Raw genomic sequence first — 17,852 nt, 5'->3', positions numbered from 1 at the left:
GCAGGACGGCTGCTTTAGTTTAGAGGATGATATTTGTAATTATGCTTGTTTCGAGAGCACCTCTTCAACAGTGCTTACTACGTTATCAACTGTAAAGCCGTACTCCTGCATTACTTTATTGCCGGGTGCGGAAGCCCCAAATGTATTGATGCCCACAATCGCACCCTGCTGGCCTGCATACCGTTCCCAGCCGAACGGGGAAGCCATTTCAATCGCCACGCGCGCTTTTACACCGGAAGGTAAAACGGACTCTTTATAGTCTTCAGGCTGCTTTTCAAACAGTTCCCAGCTTGGCATGCTCACAATGCGTGCTTTCACGTTTTTGGCAGATAACGCCTTTTGTGCCTCAACAGCCAGCTGGACTTCAGATCCGGTTGCAATTAGGATGACTTGAGGTTCTCCGTCTGTATCGCTCAGTACGTAGGCACCGCGGCGTACATTCTTTCTTGCGAGCTCATCCGTTTTCTCAAGCACTGGAAGCCCTTGCCGGGAGAGCACCATCGCAACCGGCTCTTCGCTCTCACCTAACGCATAGTGGTAAGCCGCAAAGGTCTCATTTGCATCAGCAGGACGCAGGACCGTTAAGCCAGGGATCGCCCGCAGTGCCGGCAAATGTTCAACCGGTTCATGTGTAGGCCCGTCTTCCCCTACCGCAATACTATCATGGGTTAATACATAAATAACCGGCTGCTTCATTAAAGCAGCAAGGCGGATAGCCGGACGGAGGTAATCTGAGAATACGAAGAACGTTCCCCCGAATACTTTAACCCCGCCATGCAGCGACATACCATTCATAGCAGCCGCCATGCCGTGTTCACGTACACCAAACCAAATATTGCGCCCGCTGTAATCATGGCTGTTGAATACATTTTCCCCTTTGATATTCGTTTTAGTGGAAGAGGCCAGGTCGGCTGATCCTCCAAGGAAATACGGGATCGCTTGTGCCATTTCGTTGATCGCTTTTCCGGATGCATCACGCGTGGCAATTTTTCCGTCAGCCGGCGTAAATACAGTAAGGTCAGCATCCCAGTTTTCCGGCAGCCTGCCATGCATAGCAGCTTCCAGCATCCTGGCATCTTCCGGGTACTTCTGCCTGTAGGATTGCCATAGCTCATTCCATTCCGCTTCCAGCTTTGCACCCGCTTCTTTCAGCTTGTCAAAGTGGGCGCGAACTTCTGCCGGTACATGGAATGGCTCGTGTCCCCATTTATACGCTTCTTTGACGAGCTTCACCTCATCCGCGCCAAGCGGAGAACCATGGGCCGCCGACTTCCCGCCTTTATTTGGACTTCCGTATCCAATAACCGTACGAATTTCGACTAAGGAAGGGCGTGTGGTATCCTGTTTGGCTTCTTCGATGGCTTTAGCAAGCTGTTCAAGATCATTGCCATCTTCTACGCGCAGAACCTGCCAGCCATAAGCTTCAAAACGTTTCGCTACATTCTCGGTAAAGGCCTGATCGGTGTCTCCGTCAAGTGAAATGTTGTTGGAGTCATACAGGGCAATCAAACGGCCCAGTTTTAAGTGCCCGGCAAGGGAAGCCGCCTCCGCCTGTACGCCTTCCATTAAATCCCCGTCACCGCAGAGCGTATACGTGTAATGGTCAATAACATCATGGCCGTCACGATTGTATGTAGCAGCCAGGAATCGTTCTGCCATAGCCATCCCTACGGCCATGCCAAAGCCCTGACCGAGCGGACCAGTAGTTGCTTCTACACCAGATGTGTGGCCAAACTCAGGATGTCCCGGCGTACGGCTTCCCCACTGACGGAAGTTTTTCAGATCTTCAATGCTAAGGTCATAGCCGCTTAGGTGAAGGAGGCTGTAAAGCAACGCGGAACCGTGGCCGGCAGACAGGACAAAACGGTCGCGATTAAACCAGTTTGGATTTGCCGGGTTATGCTTCATAAAACGAGTCCAGGCTACATAAGTCATCGGGGCTGCCCCCATCGGCAGGCCCGGATGGCCAGAGTTCGCTGCTTCTACCTGGTCAATCGACAACGTACGAATCGTAGCAACTGCGAGTTCATCGATAATCTTCAGTTCTTCTTTCATTTCTTATAAGCTCCTTTCGCTGCATTCACTTCATATCGTATCCATGCTTAGTAATAGTATACTACTTTCCTTTTCCATGTCTGCCTCCTGGTTCAATTTTGCTCCCGCAAATTTTCACCGTTTTTTCACCTTTCTTGGTTAAAGTAAAGAAAGTTCAAAACTACAAAAACAGCCAGGGAGGAAGCGACATGGGATTCTATGATGATAAAACGAGCAGAAGCACAGGATGGAAAAAGTCGATTGCTCTAGTTGCACTATCAGCGTTTGTCGGGTCAGCGTCTACCTTTGCTATGATGAAATCAAGTCCAATATCCACTACCCAGCCAATCTCAACTCAACAAACGAGCAGCAAAGCAGCTGCTTCTACACCTGTTCCCGTAAGCAATGTATCCGTAAATGTAAATGGCGGAATCGTTGAAGCCGTTAAAAAGGTAAAGCCGGCTATCGTCGGCATTGTTAATTACGGAAAAACTTCTTCGGATCCGTTTAATCAAGGATCAGCCATTCAGGAACAAGGAGAAGGTTCCGGAATTATTTTTGATAAAGAAGGATACATCGTAACGAATAACCATGTTGTGGAGGGAGCCTCAAAGGTAGAAGTTCTGCTGCCTAATGAAAAGAAGGCACAGGCAACTGTAGTCGGCACCGATCCATATAGCGATCTGGCCGTACTTAAAATTCCTACTGCTTATATAACTACGGTTGCAACTTTAGGTGACTCAGGCAAACTGCAGGTTGGTGAACCGGCTATTGCTATCGGGAATCCGCTTGGGCAAGAGTTTAATCAAACGGTAACGACTGGAGTGATCAGTGCCACCCAGCGGATGATGCCCGTTACCGATGAGCAAAGCGGCCAGACGCTTAATCAGCAGGCCGTCTTACAAACAGACGCCGCCATCAATCCCGGGAACAGCGGCGGGGCACTGTGTAATGTAGAAGGACAGGTTATCGGGATTAACAGTTCTAAAATTGCAAAGAGCGGTGTGGAAGGAATGGGATTCGCCATTCCGATTAATGAGGCCCGCCAGATCATCGATCGTATTGTAAAGTCGGGACACATAGATTATCCCGCACTAGGGATTAGCGTAAGTGATGTACAGCAAAATGCAAATGAACAAAATTTAAATCTTCCCGTTGCCCAGGGTGTCCTGATTACCCAGGTACAGTCACTTGAAGCGAAACGTGGCGGACTGCAAAGAGGGGATGTAATTACAGCCATGAACGGGGCGAAGATTACTGACTCCTTCAGCCTGCACTCGGAGCTTTTTAAGCAAAAAATCGGGGATACCGTAACACTAACCGTTTACCGCAGTAACGGTAAAGAACAAACGCTGTCAGTCAAGCTGACCTCGTTATCTGCCGCCGCAAGCAGCGGAGATAGTTCGAATACTATACTACCTTAAATGAAGAGGCGGACAATCATCCGCCTCTCCCTATCTCGATTTTCCTTAAAGCAAATTATATCTCTCTTGCTGAAAACCAGCGCTCGGGGTAATTCGTACAAATGGCGATTCGTTCACCCATCCTTGCGATCTGTTGCATATCTTCAGGCTGATCAATCGTCCATGCAATCAAATCCACTCCATGGTTAAGACAGCTTTGTACTAAATTGTCTGTGATATACTGGTAGCCCATGGACAGGATAGAGGCACCTGTATAAGCAAGAAGCTCCTCAATTAAAGCAGGGTACCCATAGATGATGAGCCCGGTTTTGATACTGGGGGCAACTTTTGAAAGCGTATGAATCGTTTCGTGATTGAAGCTTGTCATGATAACATCTGATTCCATAGCATATTGCCGGACCAGATCTGCCACTTTCTTTTCAATGCCAGGGTACCAGTCGCCTCCGCGTTTGATTTCAAGATTTAGTTTTACCTTCCCCCTGGTTTCCTGCAAAACCTCTTCCAGGGTCGGGATCGCTTCACCCGCAGCAGCCGTACTAAACCAGGAGCCTGCATCCAGCTCTTTTAATTCTTTGAGCGTGAAATCCCCAACTTTTCCTGCACCATTCGTTGTACGTTCTAATGTATAGTCATGGATAATCACAGGTATACCGTCCCGGCTCAGTTGAACATCGATTTCCAGCATAGCAATGTCAGGGTGATTGGCAGCCATCTTAATCGCTGCAAGCGTGTTTTCAGGTGCCTGGCCGGACCATCCCCGGTGGGCAACACATACGTTGTTTAACATCATGTTCTCCTTTTTCAGAAAAGAGACTGCCTTAATTACCAGCAGTCTCTTTCTTTTATTCTTTATTTTTGCAGCAATTGATTTCCTTTGTCTGCTGCTGTCTTCAGTGCGTCTGCCGGAGTAGCCTGACCTAAAATGGCACGTTGGATTTCATTCATAATGACTTCCTGTAATTCTTTATATCCAGGCGATGCTGGGCGAGGCTGAGCATATTGCAGTTGATCGACGGCTACTTTGAACTGTGGATGCTCAGTGAAGAATTGCTTCATCTCCGGGCTTTCAATTGCAGACTGACGAACTGGCATGTATCCTGTATTCTTCGCCACAGTGGTTGTTTGTTCCTTGTCTGTCATATATTTAATGAATTTCCAGGCCGCATCTTTCTTCTCGGATTTAGCAAGCATAACCAGGTTGGCTCCGCCGGCAGCTACCCCATAGTTTTCTTTCTTTGGTAAGAAGGCTGTTCCGACATTGAATTTCGCCTTATCGAGAAGCATGTTTAAACTTCCTGTAGAATCAAAAATCATCGCTACTTTCCCGTTTACAAAGTCATTTTCGGCGACTTCCCAGGCATCGTACTTGGCACCCGGCGGCATTTTCATCGCTCCCTGGTCGATGAGCGATTTCCAGTAGGCAATCGGCTCGATTGCCTTAGGAGAGTTGAAGAGAGCCTGTTTTCCGTCTTCACTTAAGAACTTCCCGCCATTTTCAAACACCATCGCTTCATAGAACCAGATGTCGATGGGTGTAGAGAATCCCCATTCCTGTCCTTTTTTAGACAGTTTCGCAGCGTAGGTTCTTAGTTCATCCCACGTTTTCGGGCCGTTCTCATCTAACCCTGCAGCTTTTAATTTGTCTTTATTTACGTAAAGAACTGGAGTTGAACGGTTAAATGGAACACCGTAGAACTTGCCTTTCCAATTAGAGTTTCCTAGTAATCCCGGAACGAAATCTTCCTTATCCTTTATATATGGCGTTAAGTCTTCTAATGCTCCATTATCTGCAAAAGAGGCCATAGAAGCCACCTCGATTTGTGTTACATCGGGCTGATTCCCGGCGGCAATGGCAGACATTACTTTACTGTGATTTTGATAATAGTCACCCTGGAAGGAAGCATTAACCTTGACTTCCTTCTGTGAATGGTTGAAGTCATCCACCATCTTCTTGATGACTTCACCGTTTTTTCCGCTCATCGCATACCAGAAGTCAATGCTTGTCGCTTCTTTCGGTGAATTTGCCTGTTTTTCTGAAGCAGTGCCTGTGCTAGGTGCAGAACCACAGCCTGTTAGGACCGTTCCAAGTAAGAGTACGGATGAAAGTACAGAAAGAATGCCTTTTTTCACGTTATAAGCCTCCAAGTAATTTTTTATTTTACTCCTGAATAAACAAATGCTTTAATGATTTGGCGTTGTGCAAAGAAAAAGATAAGCAGAATCGGTATGACTAAAATCATGTTGCCTGCCATCACGATATTCCAGGCCACCCCCCCTTCAGACGCTTTTAATCTTGCGATCCCGACGGGCAGTGTCCGAACCGAATCCTGATTCGCCATAACGAGTGTCCAGAAATAGTCATTCCAATGGTAAATAAAGCTGAACAATCCAAACGTCACAAGAACAGGCCGAGCCATTGGGACCATGATTTTCCATAAAACCTTCCACTCACTTGCCTGGTCTAACCGCGCCGCTTCGAGAAGCTCCTCCGGCACCTGCATGAAGGACTGGCGTAGCATAAAAATCCCAAAGGCACTCGCGGCATACGGCAAAATAAGCGGGGCATATGTGTTAACTAATCCCCAACCGCTCATCTGTATAAAAACAGGCAGAAACGTGATTTGGGGTGGAATCATGAGAGCAATTAAGGTAAGGCCAAACAATAGTTTAGAACCTTTAAACTGAAACCTTGCAAAGGCGTAAGCAGCCGGGATTCCCGTGGCGAACTGGAGCAGGAGAATCCCAAACGTCACCAGAATACTATTCATAAAATAGTTCATGAACGGACCCGCTTGCCATGCATGAACAAAGTTTTCCCAGTGGAATACGTGAGGGATCCACTTCGGCGGGAAGACGGTTGCCTCGTCCAGGCTTTTTACGGAAGTTAATATCATCCAGACAAACGGAAAGAGAAAGATCAAAGCGACGAGGGCAAACCCGAACCATTCTATCCCTTTAAATGCCAATCGCACTACATTCATTTCTTCACCTCCCGCGTTAGCGATAATGGACACGCTTAGATAAGAATTTAAAATGGAAAACAGTCACAAGTGCCACTAACAGAAGAAGGATGACTCCTGCCGCTGAGGCGTATCCAATCTTAAAGAAGTCAAAACCGTACTGGTAAACATAATACACCAGCATATTGGTGCTATTGACCGGTCCGCCTTGCGTCATAATTTGCACATTGTCAAACACTTGAAACGAGTTAATCGTATTAATAATAAGAAGAAAGAATAATGTCGGTGACAGCATCGGAATCGTAATTCGTGTCAGTTTCCTCCACCAGGGGGTGCGGTCAATCAGTGCAGCTTCATAAATTTCCTTCGGGATACTCTGTAATCCCGCAATAAACACAAGCGTGTTATAGCCAATATGCTTCCACACATTCACGAGTACAAGAGAATAGAGAGCAGACCCCGTATCAGCCAGCCATTTGGATGGAGGCAGACCCACCAGGGAGAGCACCCAGTTCAACAAACCGTACTGCGGATCCATCATCCACATCCAGAGAAGTGAAATGGAAACCAGGGAGATAACGTAAGGACTAAAGATAGCCCCCTGCAAAAACCGGAAAATCCAGCCTTTCCGGTTTAACCAAATCGCACAAAGCAAGGAAAGAGCAACCGATATGACAACGGTTAACACGGTATAAATAACCGTATTGGATAGGACTGTCCAAAACTCCGGGTTCTGGAATAGACTTTTATAGTTTTCAAAACCTACAAACTCTTTGGTTGGACTAATCAGGTTCCACGATGTAAAGCTAAGATAAATCATGTAAATGATCGGGTAAATAAAAAACAGCAGGAAGATGACAATCGCCGGTGTCGTGTAGAGATAAGGAACCCAGCGTCTCATACCTTTATAACCTCCCGTAGGCGAACCCCATTTTCATCAAAAATATGAAGCGAGCCTGCGGGTATTTCTACTTGAACGTGATTTCCATACGCCGCCTGTTCACCATGGGACTTGACCGCAAATCGCCCAATGGAGGAATCCACATAATACAGCGTTTCTGATCCCAGCAGTTCCTTAGCAATGATGGTCCCCTGGATGTAAAGCGGATTGCTGCTCATCCGCAGTTCATCGTTCGTATGCAATTTCATATGTTCCGGACGAATACCTACTTTCGCTGCAACATTCAAGTCAATGCCTACTTCATCAGCCAAAAAAATATTCATCGGTGGACTTCCAATAAATCGGGCTACAAATTCGTTTGCCGGCTCGTGGTACACTTCCATCGGAGCGGCAGCTTGTTGAATATTTCCCTTGTCCATAATGACAATTTGGCTTCCCATCGACATGGCTTCAACCTGATCGTGGGTCACGTAAATGAAAGTTGCCTTTAATTTATGATGTAGTTCCATTAACTCAAAACGCATTTGCTGGCGAAGCTGTGCATCTAAATTCGATAACGGTTCATCCATTAGGAAAACCTTTGGCTTCTTAACCATGGCACGAGCTAAGGCTACCCTTTGCCGTTGGCCCCCTGATAATTCAGAAGGTTTTCTTGATAGATAATCCGTTAAGCCGACTGTTTCAGCCATTTCCTTAATCATTTCCTCTCGCTCCGCCTTAGGACCTTGCGATTTTTCAACCCGAACTCAATGTTCTCTTTTACCGTCATGGTAGGATACAATGCGTAGTTCTGGAATACCATGGCAATATCCCGTTTGCCCGGATCAAGCTGGTTTACCTTCTGGCCATCAATGACGATTTCGCCGCTGGTTGGATGCTCAAGCCCGGCTATCATTCTCAGCGTCGTCGATTTCCCGCAGCCCGACGGACCTACAAGGACGGTAAAAGAACCGGAAGGAATGGTTACATTAATATTTGGAATAACATCCTTCCCACTAAACGTTTTCCTAACCTGTCTCAAAGCGACTTGCGACAAAGTGAGCCCTCCTTATTCCTTTTGTGTGACTGCTTTAAAAATGTAACAAAACCGTAAAAATCCCGAAAACAATACGTAGCCTGAAAGGGATTCGAGCGGGGATGCTCCTCATATTGAAGATGGGCACTTGCGGTCCCTGCCCGAAGAGCAGCCTGAATATCAAAAACGGTATCGCCAATCATAAGCGTTTCCCTTGGATTGCATTGCATGATGGACATTGCTTTTAAAATCGGCTCAGCTTCCGGTTTTCCTGTTTTCACGTCTTCTATACATATAACTGCCTGGAATAAATCGGCTGCATCCAGAAGGATGAGCCCCATTTCTGCCAGTTCGCGCTCTTTATTTGTTACAATCCCCAGCTGGTACCCTAACCTATGAAGCAGAGTAAGTCCTTCTTTAACAAACGGGTACGGTTTGACAAGCAAATCGTGGTTCTTTTTCACTCGTTCCATATAGGAATTAAGCATCTCATCCTGTAAATGATGAAGGCCTGTAAACTGAACAAATGAAGAAAAGGGTTCGCCAAATCGTCTGTTAATCTCATCGAACGTCAATTTTCCCGGAAGGTAGGAACTGGCTACTTTGTACGTTGCCTCAACTACCGATAGCCGGCTGTTCAGAAGCGTTCCATCTAAATCAAACAAAAGAGTCTTGTATGCTTCAGATGCCACCATGCAGGTTAACCTCCCATAAATCCGGATTACCTGTTGAGACGGCAATGGCTCCGTGCTCTAAAGGTTTTCTCATTTCTTCAGCCGTTGAGATAAGGCCGCCCATAATAATCGGTATATCTGTTAACGTGCGAACTTTCTCAACCATGGTCGGAATAATCCCCGGCATCAATTCAATTGCATCCGGCTGCACGGTGTTACACATCTCAACCCCATGCTGCAAGGCATCAGTATCCACAAGGAAAACACGCTGAATGGTACGTAAGCCCAGCTTCTTAGCCTGCTTAATCGTTGAACTCTTCGTGCTGATAATGCCTGTTGGTTTCACATAAGAAGCAATAAACTCAAGACCTTCCCTGTCAACCTGAAGCCCGCCGATTTTCTCGACATGAAGAAAGACGAACCGTTCTCTTGAAAGGAACAAATCCACATAACGCTTAATGACTCCGATATTTCCTGTGAGTAAGAAGACACCGCTCACATCGCTTTCAAGCGCCTTTTCTAAATGCTTCGTATATTTAACGGATGCAATTTTTCTGTGTGTTCTAATTTGCTCATATAGTGCCTGCTGCTTCACAGAAAAGCCCAGCTCCTTTAGCGAACGAAAGAAAAAGAACCCATAGTGACAGTAAAGCCCATGATGAGCGCTTACTGTACTAGGGGTTCTCTGATTTCTCCGCCCGAATGTGTATCTACTTGTCACTTACTATAGTAGTCTCGTTTCATTAAGGCAGTTTATGAAAAATATAAAGTAAATCTTAATTTATGTTAAGGGACTGTGAAAGCAACCGGGAAAAATCAAAAAAAACAGTTCCTTACTTCAGAAAATCACCAGACAAACAGCCCTACAACCATCCCGGTTAAAAAGGAAACTAGAATACCGGAAGCGAGCAATCTCCACGTGTTTTCAGCAATAAATATGGCCTGCTCTTCAGAAAATAACGCCCTGACACTTCCCAGGATAATCCCGACTGTTGAGAAGTTACAGAAGGAAACAAGGAAAGTAGAGATAGTAGCTTCCGTATGCCTGTCTAACGTATGAAGGATCGGTTTTAAACTTCCCATTGCAATAAATTCATTCGTGGCTAGCTTCTCACCCATAAACTGGGCAACCGTAAAGATTTGCGACCACGTAACCCCCATGAGGAAGGCAAAGGGTGAAAAAATAACGGCAAATATATTTTCCAGTGAAGCATTCCCGTGGATCAGCCCCAGGATGGTATTAATGCAGGCAATTAAGGCTGTAAACCCCATCAGCATGGCAGCAATAATCAGGGCCATTCTTCCTCCCGTCAGCATACTCACTGATAACATGTCAAAGAAATTCTTCCTCCTGCCGGATTTCATTGGGTTATGGACAACATCTTCTTCCTTCGGCACCTTATAAGGGTTCATGATGGACGTAATGATCAAAGCTCCGACTGCATTTAGCGGGATAGCGATTAAAACGTAGGTTGGATTAATCATTTGCATGTATCCGCCCAAAACCCCAACACTAACGCAGGACATCCCGAGCATACAAGCCGTTAATAGCCGCCTGTTATCCATTTTGTTTAATTGGTCTCTGGTAATGGCCAGTACTTCATTGTTTCCTAAAAACATAACCTGGGTAGCGAAGAAGCTCTCAAAGCGGGGAGAACGCGTCACTTTAGAAAGAACCCAGCCGATCGTGTTAATTAAAGCGGGCAGGATACCGAAATAAGTGAGGATATCAAAGAACGCCACAATAAAAATAATTGGCATGAGCACGCTGATAAAAAAGGAAGCAGGTCCATTCGTAGGAGCAAGATCCCCAAAGACGAAATGAATACCGGACATCGAGCAGCTAATGAGCCACAAGAAGAAGCTGGCGATAGCCTGTATAACCTTCCCGCCCACTGCAGTCCACAGCATAAACCACGTAACAAGCAATTGGATAACAAGCATGATAAGCACCGAAGTGAAGTCAACCTTCCTTCGTTCCCTGGAACAAAAATAGGCAATAACCAGCACAACAATAATGCCAATTATGTTAATAATAAAGTACAATGAAGTTCCTCCTTAATCCCCATGCCGAATTTACTTTTTATCGTTCCCTGGTTCATTGAATTTATAACTTGTTCATCTGTTCCCGAAATTAAATTGCCGGACATTTGTAAGGTATACTGGTATAGGTTAGCTAAAAGAATTATCTTTATCTTTTTAGGCGGCTTACTGTTTTCCGTAGGCCTGGAAATTTTTCTGATTCCCAATAATATTATCGAGGGTATAAACAAATCGGGAAAACCTTTGCTCTTTCTACTTTGTTTGGCATCGCTGTTATGTCTGTTGGTACATCATTTCTTAAGCCGGTACCCGGACTAACAGGAGACCCTCTTCTGGCAGCTGTGTTTGGCGGTATTATTTTGGGGGTTGGCGTGGGGTTACGTATTTAAACGGGGAAGGAGCTTATACAGGAGATAATAAAAAAATTATTTTCTGTGTAATCACCCGGTTAGAATTAAAAAAGAAAAAAAGGAAATTCATTCTACTTGCCTTTCCCTTCCGCTAGGTCAGGAAGGCCAGTCTGCGTGGACTGCCCTTCCTTTTTCTAACGTTTTTGACCTTGCGGTCTTTTTCTCTACAACTTTAAAGCAACGTGCGCTTTCCTATACTACAAACAGATTCACATTATGTAAGCCTCAAGATGCTGGAGCTGGTCTTTCACATTCGCAGCACATAAACCTCCGTGATAGCAAATGACCGATTCAATGTCAAAATCCGAAAACTTCCCTAGGGAACGAAGAGCGGTATCCATATCGAGCGTGGTTTGCTGAACAGGCCCTCGCAATGTACCATTCAAGCTTATCATGGCATCTCCAGCAACAAGAGTTTTGCTTCGCTGCAAATAGAGGCTGATGTGGCCAGGAGTATGGCCGGGAGTAAAGATAACGTGAATGCCCCCGCAAAAGGAGAGCTCCTGGCCATCCGCCAGCGTCTTATCTACTTTCGCTTTGGGCGGATTTTCATATAAGGCCCGCGCCTCTTTAGGGAGCGATTCCAGCGCTTCTTTGCTCATCCGGCTTGTATCCGTTTTAATGAGCGGTAAGGCTCCCTCAATATACGGTTTGTCAAGTTCATGCGCATACACTTCAATATGCTCGCCGCATTCTTGCAGGATTTCAGGAAGACTGCCGATGTGGTCAAGATCCTGATGCGTCAGGATGACCGCTTTCAATTGTGCGAAAGAGACGCCGACCTCGCTCATTGCCGCACGTATTTGCTCCAATTGTCCGGGCATACCGGCATCAATCAAAATCGCGCCTTCATCGTCCCAAATGAGTGTCGGGTTGAATGTTGCACGATTACCGAAAGCCTCTATTTTTAATTCAACCATGGCCAGACCATCCGAAATTTTCATAAATTCCTCCTCCTCAACGGGTAAATCTATCCTTATAATAAAAGCCATTTCATTTAAAGTCAACAAATATTTAATTATAACATAATTATTTAAATTTGTCAAGATATTTTTTATAAAAAAAAGAAAATGCTTAAATAACAGCATCTTCTTTAAGAAAGGCTACACAGGACAAAGTTCCTTACCTTTCATTGCCTTTAAAATCAAGCGGTCAAGTTCCCGGCTAATGTGTAATACGCTTGGATGCTGAAAGTTGAAATCGTGTTCTATTGTTGTCTTCACGAGAATCTTCTTTAGATCATCCACAGCTAACCTTAACTCTGCTTCCTCATTCACTTTTAATCTCTCCCTAAAAGCAATTGACTTTGCTAACGCATTTTCCATTATGTATCACAGGAGGGAGATAGACCACAAAATTTTCTCAACAAATTACGACATTCCTCGAAATTATTTAATCCAATGGGAAATAAATTTTACAAAGCGCAAATCGTTGTTTTATACTTTATCGAGCGGAAGTAATATTGATCAGGAAGGAATAAGCTAATGAAAAGAATAGCCAAGGCTATTATCACCCTTCTCCCTCAAAACCAGATCTCATCTCTTGCGGGAAAACTAATGCGTTCACCGCTCAGCAAATCATTCATAAAGCGCTATGTTAATCATTACGGCATTGATATAAGCGGCATCGAAAAGCCGGTGGAGCACTATAAAAATTTAAATGAATTTTTCACAAGGAAGCTTGCCCCTGGTGTACGCCCCATCGATCCGGCCCCAGAAAGCATCGTAAGCCCTGTTGACGGGACGGTTGCTCAGGCAGGAAAAATTGAGAACGGGTCCATTATACAGGCGAAAGGCGTGTACTATACAGTGGAACAGCTGCTAGGCAGCAAAGAAAAGGCGCAGCGTTTCCTCAACGGCGATTTTATTACGATTTATCTCAGCCCGAGGGATTACCATCGCATTCACATCCCGGTATCCGGAAAAATTACCGGTTACCACTACATTCCCGGGCGGCTTCACCCTGTCAATGAGATCGGTGTGCTTCACGTTCCCGGGCTTTTTACAAAGAACGAACGTCTTACAACGTATATTGACTCGGAATTCGGTGAGATCGCTCTGGTAAAAGTCGGAGCCTTTATCGTTGGAAGTGTTCAAATTGCCTATGAAGACAATATCCACTCCAAACACAGGGGACAAGAGCTTGTTCATTCGATGGAGATGCACGCCCAATACAAAAAAGGAGAGGAACTGGGGTTCTTTGAATTCGGTTCTACTGTCATTTTATTGTTTGAAGAATCTACCGTAGAACTAAGCAGTGAGCTGAAAGAAGGAATAACCATAAAAATGGGGGAAAGACTGGGGACTTTCTCTACAAAAAGCCGCCTGGAATGAATTCCATGGCGGCTTTTATTACTGACTGTTACGCGTTACTCAGGTACAGGCTCATGTTCTGCTGTCAACTCAGCTTCCTCATACCAGCCTGCTGCCGTAAGTATTTTCGATACAACCCCATCAACGTCCTGCCTGACATCCGCTGCGGAAACCCGAATGACTTCCCATCCTTTTTCACGAACCGATGTATCCTTCCGATTCATTCGATTTTGTATCTCGGGATCGCTGTAGACAGTGGAATCCACTTCAATCGCTATGTCATAGTCAAGGAGAAAGAAGTCAACTTTTTGCCGCTTGCCAACCGGAACTTGAGTAAGCATCCGGAAATCGTGGCGGGCGAGTTCATCGAACAGAATATGTTCGGCAGCGCTGCCGCATTTACGGCGTTGGCTCCAATCCGTGCCTGTGATTTCTCGCTTCGTGTTAAGCGCCGCTGCCGTAAGAAACGAGACACCCAGGGCAAAGAGAAAAAGAAATAGCTCCCAGTTCATAAGATAATACCTCCGCTTTTCCCTAGTATGAGCAAAATAAAAATAGATAATGCTGCCCAGGTGCGAGGTAAAATCTTGAAACAAGCAGGGTGTCGGCCGGCCTATAAATTTTCTCCCTGCCGCTCTAATTCAGCATAAAGAATATACCGTTTGGGAGCTGGACCGACAAAATGAAACGGGTAGCACGTAATTAATGTTACCATTGATTTATCACTTGGCATAATAACCGTTGTGTCATCGCTGTCTACAATCTTATAGTCCGACACTTTATATTGATAAACCCCCGACTCGGTTTCGATACGAATGAGGTCGCCTTTTTTTACTTCCCCTAATTTCTTAAATACCGTATCCCTGTGTCCGGCTAATACAGCATTGTCCTTCTCCCCCGGCAGAGCTGTTCCTTCGTAATGGCCTATCCCTTCAGACAAACTTCGTTCATCTGTTCCTTCTATAATCGGCAGCTTTTTATCGGAGACAGGAAGCTCCAGTAAACCAATTACATTCCCTTTCCCGATGTTTGCATGAGCTTTTTTCTTATTTTCCTCCGCCGTTTTTTCTGTTGCTCGGGTCCTATTTTGTGGAATTTGAATCGCTTTCTGCAGCTGCTTGCTCTCCCACTCTTTTACCTTTTGATCTGCCCGATGTTCAAGCACGTATATTTCTATGCCTGCCCAGCCACAGGTAAGAAGCGAGAGGAGAAGAAGAAAGACAGGAACTTTGTTTTTAGATAAAAAACGCATCCCTTCTTCTCCTTTCCTTACATTTTCATGTCTTTGTCGCTTTTGCGCCTGTATGCCAAATAAGCAGCCAGGGCAAATACTGACGTTCCACTTATCGCCAGTACGTTGTACCACGGTGTTGAAGTGCCTGGCAGCTTTTTGCCTGTGTGGCGTTTGTCGCCCGATGGCTGCTGTGGCTGTGGTTGTGGCTGTTGTGGCTGTTGTGGTTGTTGCGACTGTTTAGGCGGAGCTGGCTGATCCGCAGGCTGTCCTGGCTCCTCATTCGGCGGATTATCCCCTGGTTGAACCGGTTCTCCAGCTTCTTCTGGCGGTGTTTCCGGTTCGGCTGGCGGGGGATTATTCGGTGGGTTTACTATGTCATCTGTAGCTGGGGGTTCTTTAACCGTTCCACCGCCGCCCCCCGGAGGGTTCTTTTCGCCTCCGCCACCGCCTCCATCTCCTCCGCCTCCCGGATTGCCACCAGGCAGCGCGGAAAAAATAAATTGAAGCGAGTGCTGCGCCTTTTTTCCTTGAAGCTTGTTATTTGAATCAGGTATTAAATTTAAAAAGTGAAAGGTGTACGTTATGTACATCTCCTCTCCGCTCTTCAATTCATAGCTGCCGCCAAGAACAGAAACTTCCCTATTGTATAGGTTTTTAAGCAACCCGCTATAAAGAGAAGTAATTTTTAAACCATTATCTTCATTTTCACGGTTTGTTTTTACTTCCTTATCAATATGCTCCCCTGCTTTAGAAATAGCTCTTTCAATATCGGGGGGAGGATTATAAAAGTCAGGGTCATCAAATGCAGCATGATCTCGATTCATTTTTTCAATTAATTCCTTAAACTTGTTCCCATCTATCTTGTAGCCATCCTTACGTTGGATGAGTTGAACATAAACAACAGCTTGCTCGCCAAATTCCTCATTATCCTCCTTATCTCCGGTATACTCCGGCTTGCAGTAGATTCTCTCCAGGTGCCCAACAAGGCTGCCAGTATTTTTTATAATGAAGCCCCTTGTTGCCGTTTCTCCAGGCGCCCAATTTTTTCTAGGATTTACTCCATCTGAATCGTTTGAGTAAAATAAGGGGCCTTTTCCGCCTTCACTTCGCTCCCCATCGATTTTGAGCTCCTGCTCATGAATGGTTTCCGCATACACATGCGTATTGTAATAGAAGATTGCTGTGCTTAAGGTCATAACACTTATCATTAGAATGGAGGCTATTATAAATTTTGGCCATCGTTTTTTCACTCTGCTCCCCCTTTGTATAAGTGAAGAAGCCTCACAATTTCTTGAATTCATCAATTTAAAATATTCAGATAAACATTTGTAGTTATTAGTATGCCTCCATCTTTCCTGGAAATATCAGGAATCAGGATGAATATGGGGAACTTCAGAATGATTTCTTGCCATACCAAAGTACCGGGCCGTATCATCCCGAAGGCTGAAATGGCTCTCATCCTTTTTGGACACAAAAAAGAGCCCGCTTTAAACACAGGTTTCGGACAACTTTCCCTTCTCACTTATTGCAGCTTAAACGAGTGAGCCATAACATCGTTGGACACAATACATACGGGATTCGATCTGGGCCCCGCAGTAACCTTGCACAAAATGCATCAATTCCAGGAGGAGCTAAAAATGAAAAATAAAATTGTCGGCGTTTTCAGTACACAACAGGATGCGATTAAAGCAATTAACCAAATTAAACAACAGGGCTACAATGCCAGCGATATTTCTGTAGTTGTGAAAAATACAGGAACGATGTCCGCAATTGAAAGCCAAACCGGAGCCACGGCGAAAAGTGGATTAACCAGTGGCGGTGCAAGCACGAGTGCAGGTACAAACGGAAATACAGGTACAAACAGCGGTGGAAATAATGGGAATGGCGGGTTCCTTGAAGAAATTGCTTCCTTCTTTGTGGGTGATACAGATAACATGTTTGGTGACACAAACACAAAGACAAATGCAAATACAAATACAAAGCAAGGCGGATCAGCGAATCAATTAACGCAAATGGGCCTGTCTCAAAATCAAGCAAAGGAATACGGTTCTTACGCGGACAAAGGAAACATCCTGGTGTTTGTAAATGCAGATTCCAACCAGGCGGATCAGGTATATCAGGCTTTCACTGCTAACCATTCGCTGGACACAACAACAGCCGGCGAAAACCAGGCGTCCCAGACTGCTGCCAGCGGGCAAACAGGTACCGGAAGTACACAAAACACAGCCAAACAGCAGCAAACACTCCAGCTTCATGAGGAGCAACTCACGATATCAAAGAATCAGGTGCAAGCGGGTGAAGTTCAAATCCGCAGGGAAGCCGTAGAGGAACAAAAAACACTTACGGTTCCGGTTACCCACGAAGAAGTGTATATTGAACGCCGTCCTGTTACTGGCAGCCAGGCCGCAAATTCAACAACAGCCAGTGCAGCAGGTAATACTGCAGCAGGCGGCACTGCAATGGGCAAGAATGAGGTCATCCGGATTCCCGTTATGGAAGAGCACATTACAGTAAATAAAACACCTGTTGTTACTGAGGAAATCATTATTAGCAAACGGGAAGTGCAGGAAATGCAGCAGGTTACGGACACAGTTAAGCATGAGGAAGCGCACCTTGAGAGCACGGGCAACCCCGTTATCCAGGGAGAAGACACGTTAAATCAGGCATCAAACACTACACAGTAACAACAGTAATTCTTCAGCGAAGGTAAAAGAAGCGCCCGCGAATTCTAAATCGAATTTACGGGCGCTTTCTGACGTTTAGCCATGTTTTTTACAAAGCGTAATGAATTCCGTCTCCCTTTACGCTCGATTTTTCTCTTCCTTGGATATGTATATGTTGCGGT

Annotated in this window: 16 protein-coding genes and 3 pseudogenes; 5 read left to right on the top strand and 14 right to left on the bottom strand. The window is 45.4% G+C overall.

What is annotated here, in order from left to right; all coding sequences use genetic code 11:
• Positions 1–39 precede the first annotated feature (39 nt).
• Positions 40–2,055, bottom strand: a complete 2,016-nt coding sequence (gene tkt / locus MBEAL2_RS15620; RefSeq protein WP_047153206.1) for a transketolase — start codon at positions 2,053–2,055, stop codon at positions 40–42.
• 188 nt (positions 2,056–2,243) lie between these two features.
• On the opposite strand from tkt, the gene MBEAL2_RS15615 reads away from it, so the two are divergent.
• Entirely contained in the window at positions 2,244–3,458 is a 1,215-nt protein-coding gene (locus MBEAL2_RS15615; protein ID WP_047153205.1) for a S1C family serine protease, read from the top strand.
• Between the two features lie 55 nt (positions 3,459–3,513).
• Here the strand turns inward: MBEAL2_RS15615 and MBEAL2_RS15610 are convergent, their stop codons facing one another.
• From MBEAL2_RS15610 to MBEAL2_RS15575, 8 genes and pseudogenes are all read right to left on the bottom strand, one after another.
• A complete protein-coding gene (locus tag MBEAL2_RS15610; RefSeq protein WP_369405506.1) occupies positions 3,514–4,248 on the bottom strand; it encodes a glycerophosphodiester phosphodiesterase in 735 nt (244 codons plus the stop codon).
• A 59-nt stretch (positions 4,249–4,307) separates the two neighbouring features.
• Complete coding sequence (locus tag MBEAL2_RS15605) at positions 4,308–5,588, bottom strand: ABC transporter substrate-binding protein (RefSeq protein WP_047153203.1); 1,281 nt, start codon at positions 5,586–5,588, stop codon at positions 4,308–4,310.
• 23 nt (positions 5,589–5,611) lie between these two features.
• The gene (locus MBEAL2_RS15600) at positions 5,612–6,439 is read right to left on the bottom strand and encodes a carbohydrate ABC transporter permease (RefSeq protein WP_047153202.1); all 828 of its coding nucleotides are present in this window, start codon (positions 6,437–6,439) and stop codon (positions 5,612–5,614) included.
• A gap of 16 nt (positions 6,440–6,455) precedes the next feature.
• Complete coding sequence (locus MBEAL2_RS15595) at positions 6,456–7,319, bottom strand: carbohydrate ABC transporter permease (protein WP_047153201.1); 864 nt, start codon at positions 7,317–7,319, stop codon at positions 6,456–6,458.
• Positions 7,316–8,355: pseudogene (locus MBEAL2_RS15590) on the bottom strand (ABC transporter ATP-binding protein). Before MBEAL2_RS15590 ends, MBEAL2_RS15595 begins: the two are co-directional and overlap by 4 nt.
• Positions 8,337–9,029 (bottom strand): HAD family hydrolase, encoded by a 693-nt coding sequence (locus MBEAL2_RS15585; protein ID WP_052947753.1) that lies wholly within the window; start codon positions 9,027–9,029, stop codon positions 8,337–8,339. Before MBEAL2_RS15585 ends, MBEAL2_RS15590 begins: the two are co-directional and overlap by 19 nt.
• Positions 9,016–9,603: a glycerol-3-phosphate responsive antiterminator gene (locus MBEAL2_RS15580; protein WP_047153200.1), complete on the bottom strand. Its 588-nt coding sequence runs from the start codon at positions 9,601–9,603 to the stop codon at positions 9,016–9,018. Before MBEAL2_RS15580 ends, MBEAL2_RS15585 begins: the two co-directional genes overlap by 14 nt.
• Before the next feature lie 251 nt (positions 9,604–9,854).
• Positions 9,855–11,054: a NupC/NupG family nucleoside CNT transporter gene (locus MBEAL2_RS15575; RefSeq protein ID WP_047153199.1), complete on the bottom strand. Its 1,200-nt coding sequence runs from the start codon at positions 11,052–11,054 to the stop codon at positions 9,855–9,857.
• An 87-nt stretch (positions 11,055–11,141) separates the two neighbouring features.
• Between MBEAL2_RS15575 and MBEAL2_RS30295 the strand changes: the two are divergent.
• Positions 11,142–11,437: pseudogene (locus tag MBEAL2_RS30295) on the top strand (YitT family protein); the annotation flags it as partial.
• 29 nt (positions 11,438–11,466) lie between these two features.
• Positions 11,467–11,556: pseudogene (locus tag MBEAL2_RS34000) on the top strand (hypothetical protein); the annotation flags it as partial.
• Positions 11,557–11,670: 114 nt separating this feature from the next.
• Here the strand turns inward: MBEAL2_RS34000 and MBEAL2_RS15570 are convergent.
• Positions 11,671–12,405: an MBL fold metallo-hydrolase gene (locus MBEAL2_RS15570; RefSeq protein ID WP_047153260.1), complete on the bottom strand. Its 735-nt coding sequence runs from the start codon at positions 12,403–12,405 to the stop codon at positions 11,671–11,673.
• 159 nt (positions 12,406–12,564) lie between these two features.
• Positions 12,565–12,738, bottom strand: a complete 174-nt coding sequence (locus MBEAL2_RS30285; protein WP_161798218.1) for an aspartyl-phosphate phosphatase Spo0E family protein — start codon at positions 12,736–12,738, stop codon at positions 12,565–12,567.
• Positions 12,739–12,945: 207 nt separating this feature from the next.
• Here MBEAL2_RS30285 and asd point away from each other — a divergent pair, with 207 nt between their 5' ends.
• Positions 12,946–13,794 (top strand): archaetidylserine decarboxylase, encoded by an 849-nt coding sequence (gene asd, locus MBEAL2_RS15565; protein ID WP_047153198.1) that lies wholly within the window; start codon positions 12,946–12,948, stop codon positions 13,792–13,794.
• A 35-nt stretch (positions 13,795–13,829) separates the two neighbouring features.
• Here asd and MBEAL2_RS15560 read toward each other — a convergent pair whose 3' ends face one another.
• From MBEAL2_RS15560 to MBEAL2_RS31815, 3 genes are all read right to left on the bottom strand, one after another.
• Positions 13,830–14,285 (bottom strand): endonuclease domain-containing protein, encoded by a 456-nt coding sequence (locus MBEAL2_RS15560; protein ID WP_047153197.1) that lies wholly within the window; start codon positions 14,283–14,285, stop codon positions 13,830–13,832.
• 101 nt (positions 14,286–14,386) lie between these two features.
• Positions 14,387–15,025: a class D sortase, LPxTATN-specific gene (gene srtD, locus MBEAL2_RS15555; RefSeq protein ID WP_047153196.1), complete on the bottom strand. Its 639-nt coding sequence runs from the start codon at positions 15,023–15,025 to the stop codon at positions 14,387–14,389.
• Positions 15,026–15,042: 17 nt separating this feature from the next.
• On the bottom strand, positions 15,043–16,257 hold the full coding sequence (locus tag MBEAL2_RS31815) for a hypothetical protein (protein ID WP_047153195.1): 1,215 nt from the start codon (positions 16,255–16,257) through the stop codon (positions 15,043–15,045).
• Between the two features lie 387 nt (positions 16,258–16,644).
• Here MBEAL2_RS31815 and MBEAL2_RS29345 point away from each other — a divergent pair, with 387 nt between their 5' ends.
• Positions 16,645–17,691 (top strand): YsnF/AvaK domain-containing protein, encoded by a 1,047-nt coding sequence (locus MBEAL2_RS29345; protein ID WP_052947752.1) that lies wholly within the window; start codon positions 16,645–16,647, stop codon positions 17,689–17,691.
• Positions 17,692–17,852 lie beyond the last annotated feature (161 nt).

This window comes from Aneurinibacillus tyrosinisolvens (assembly GCF_001015055.1).
GTDB lineage: Bacteria > Bacillota > Bacilli > Aneurinibacillales > Aneurinibacillaceae > Aneurinibacillus_A > Aneurinibacillus_A tyrosinisolvens.
This window is presented reverse-complemented; position numbering and strand designations above follow the sequence as displayed.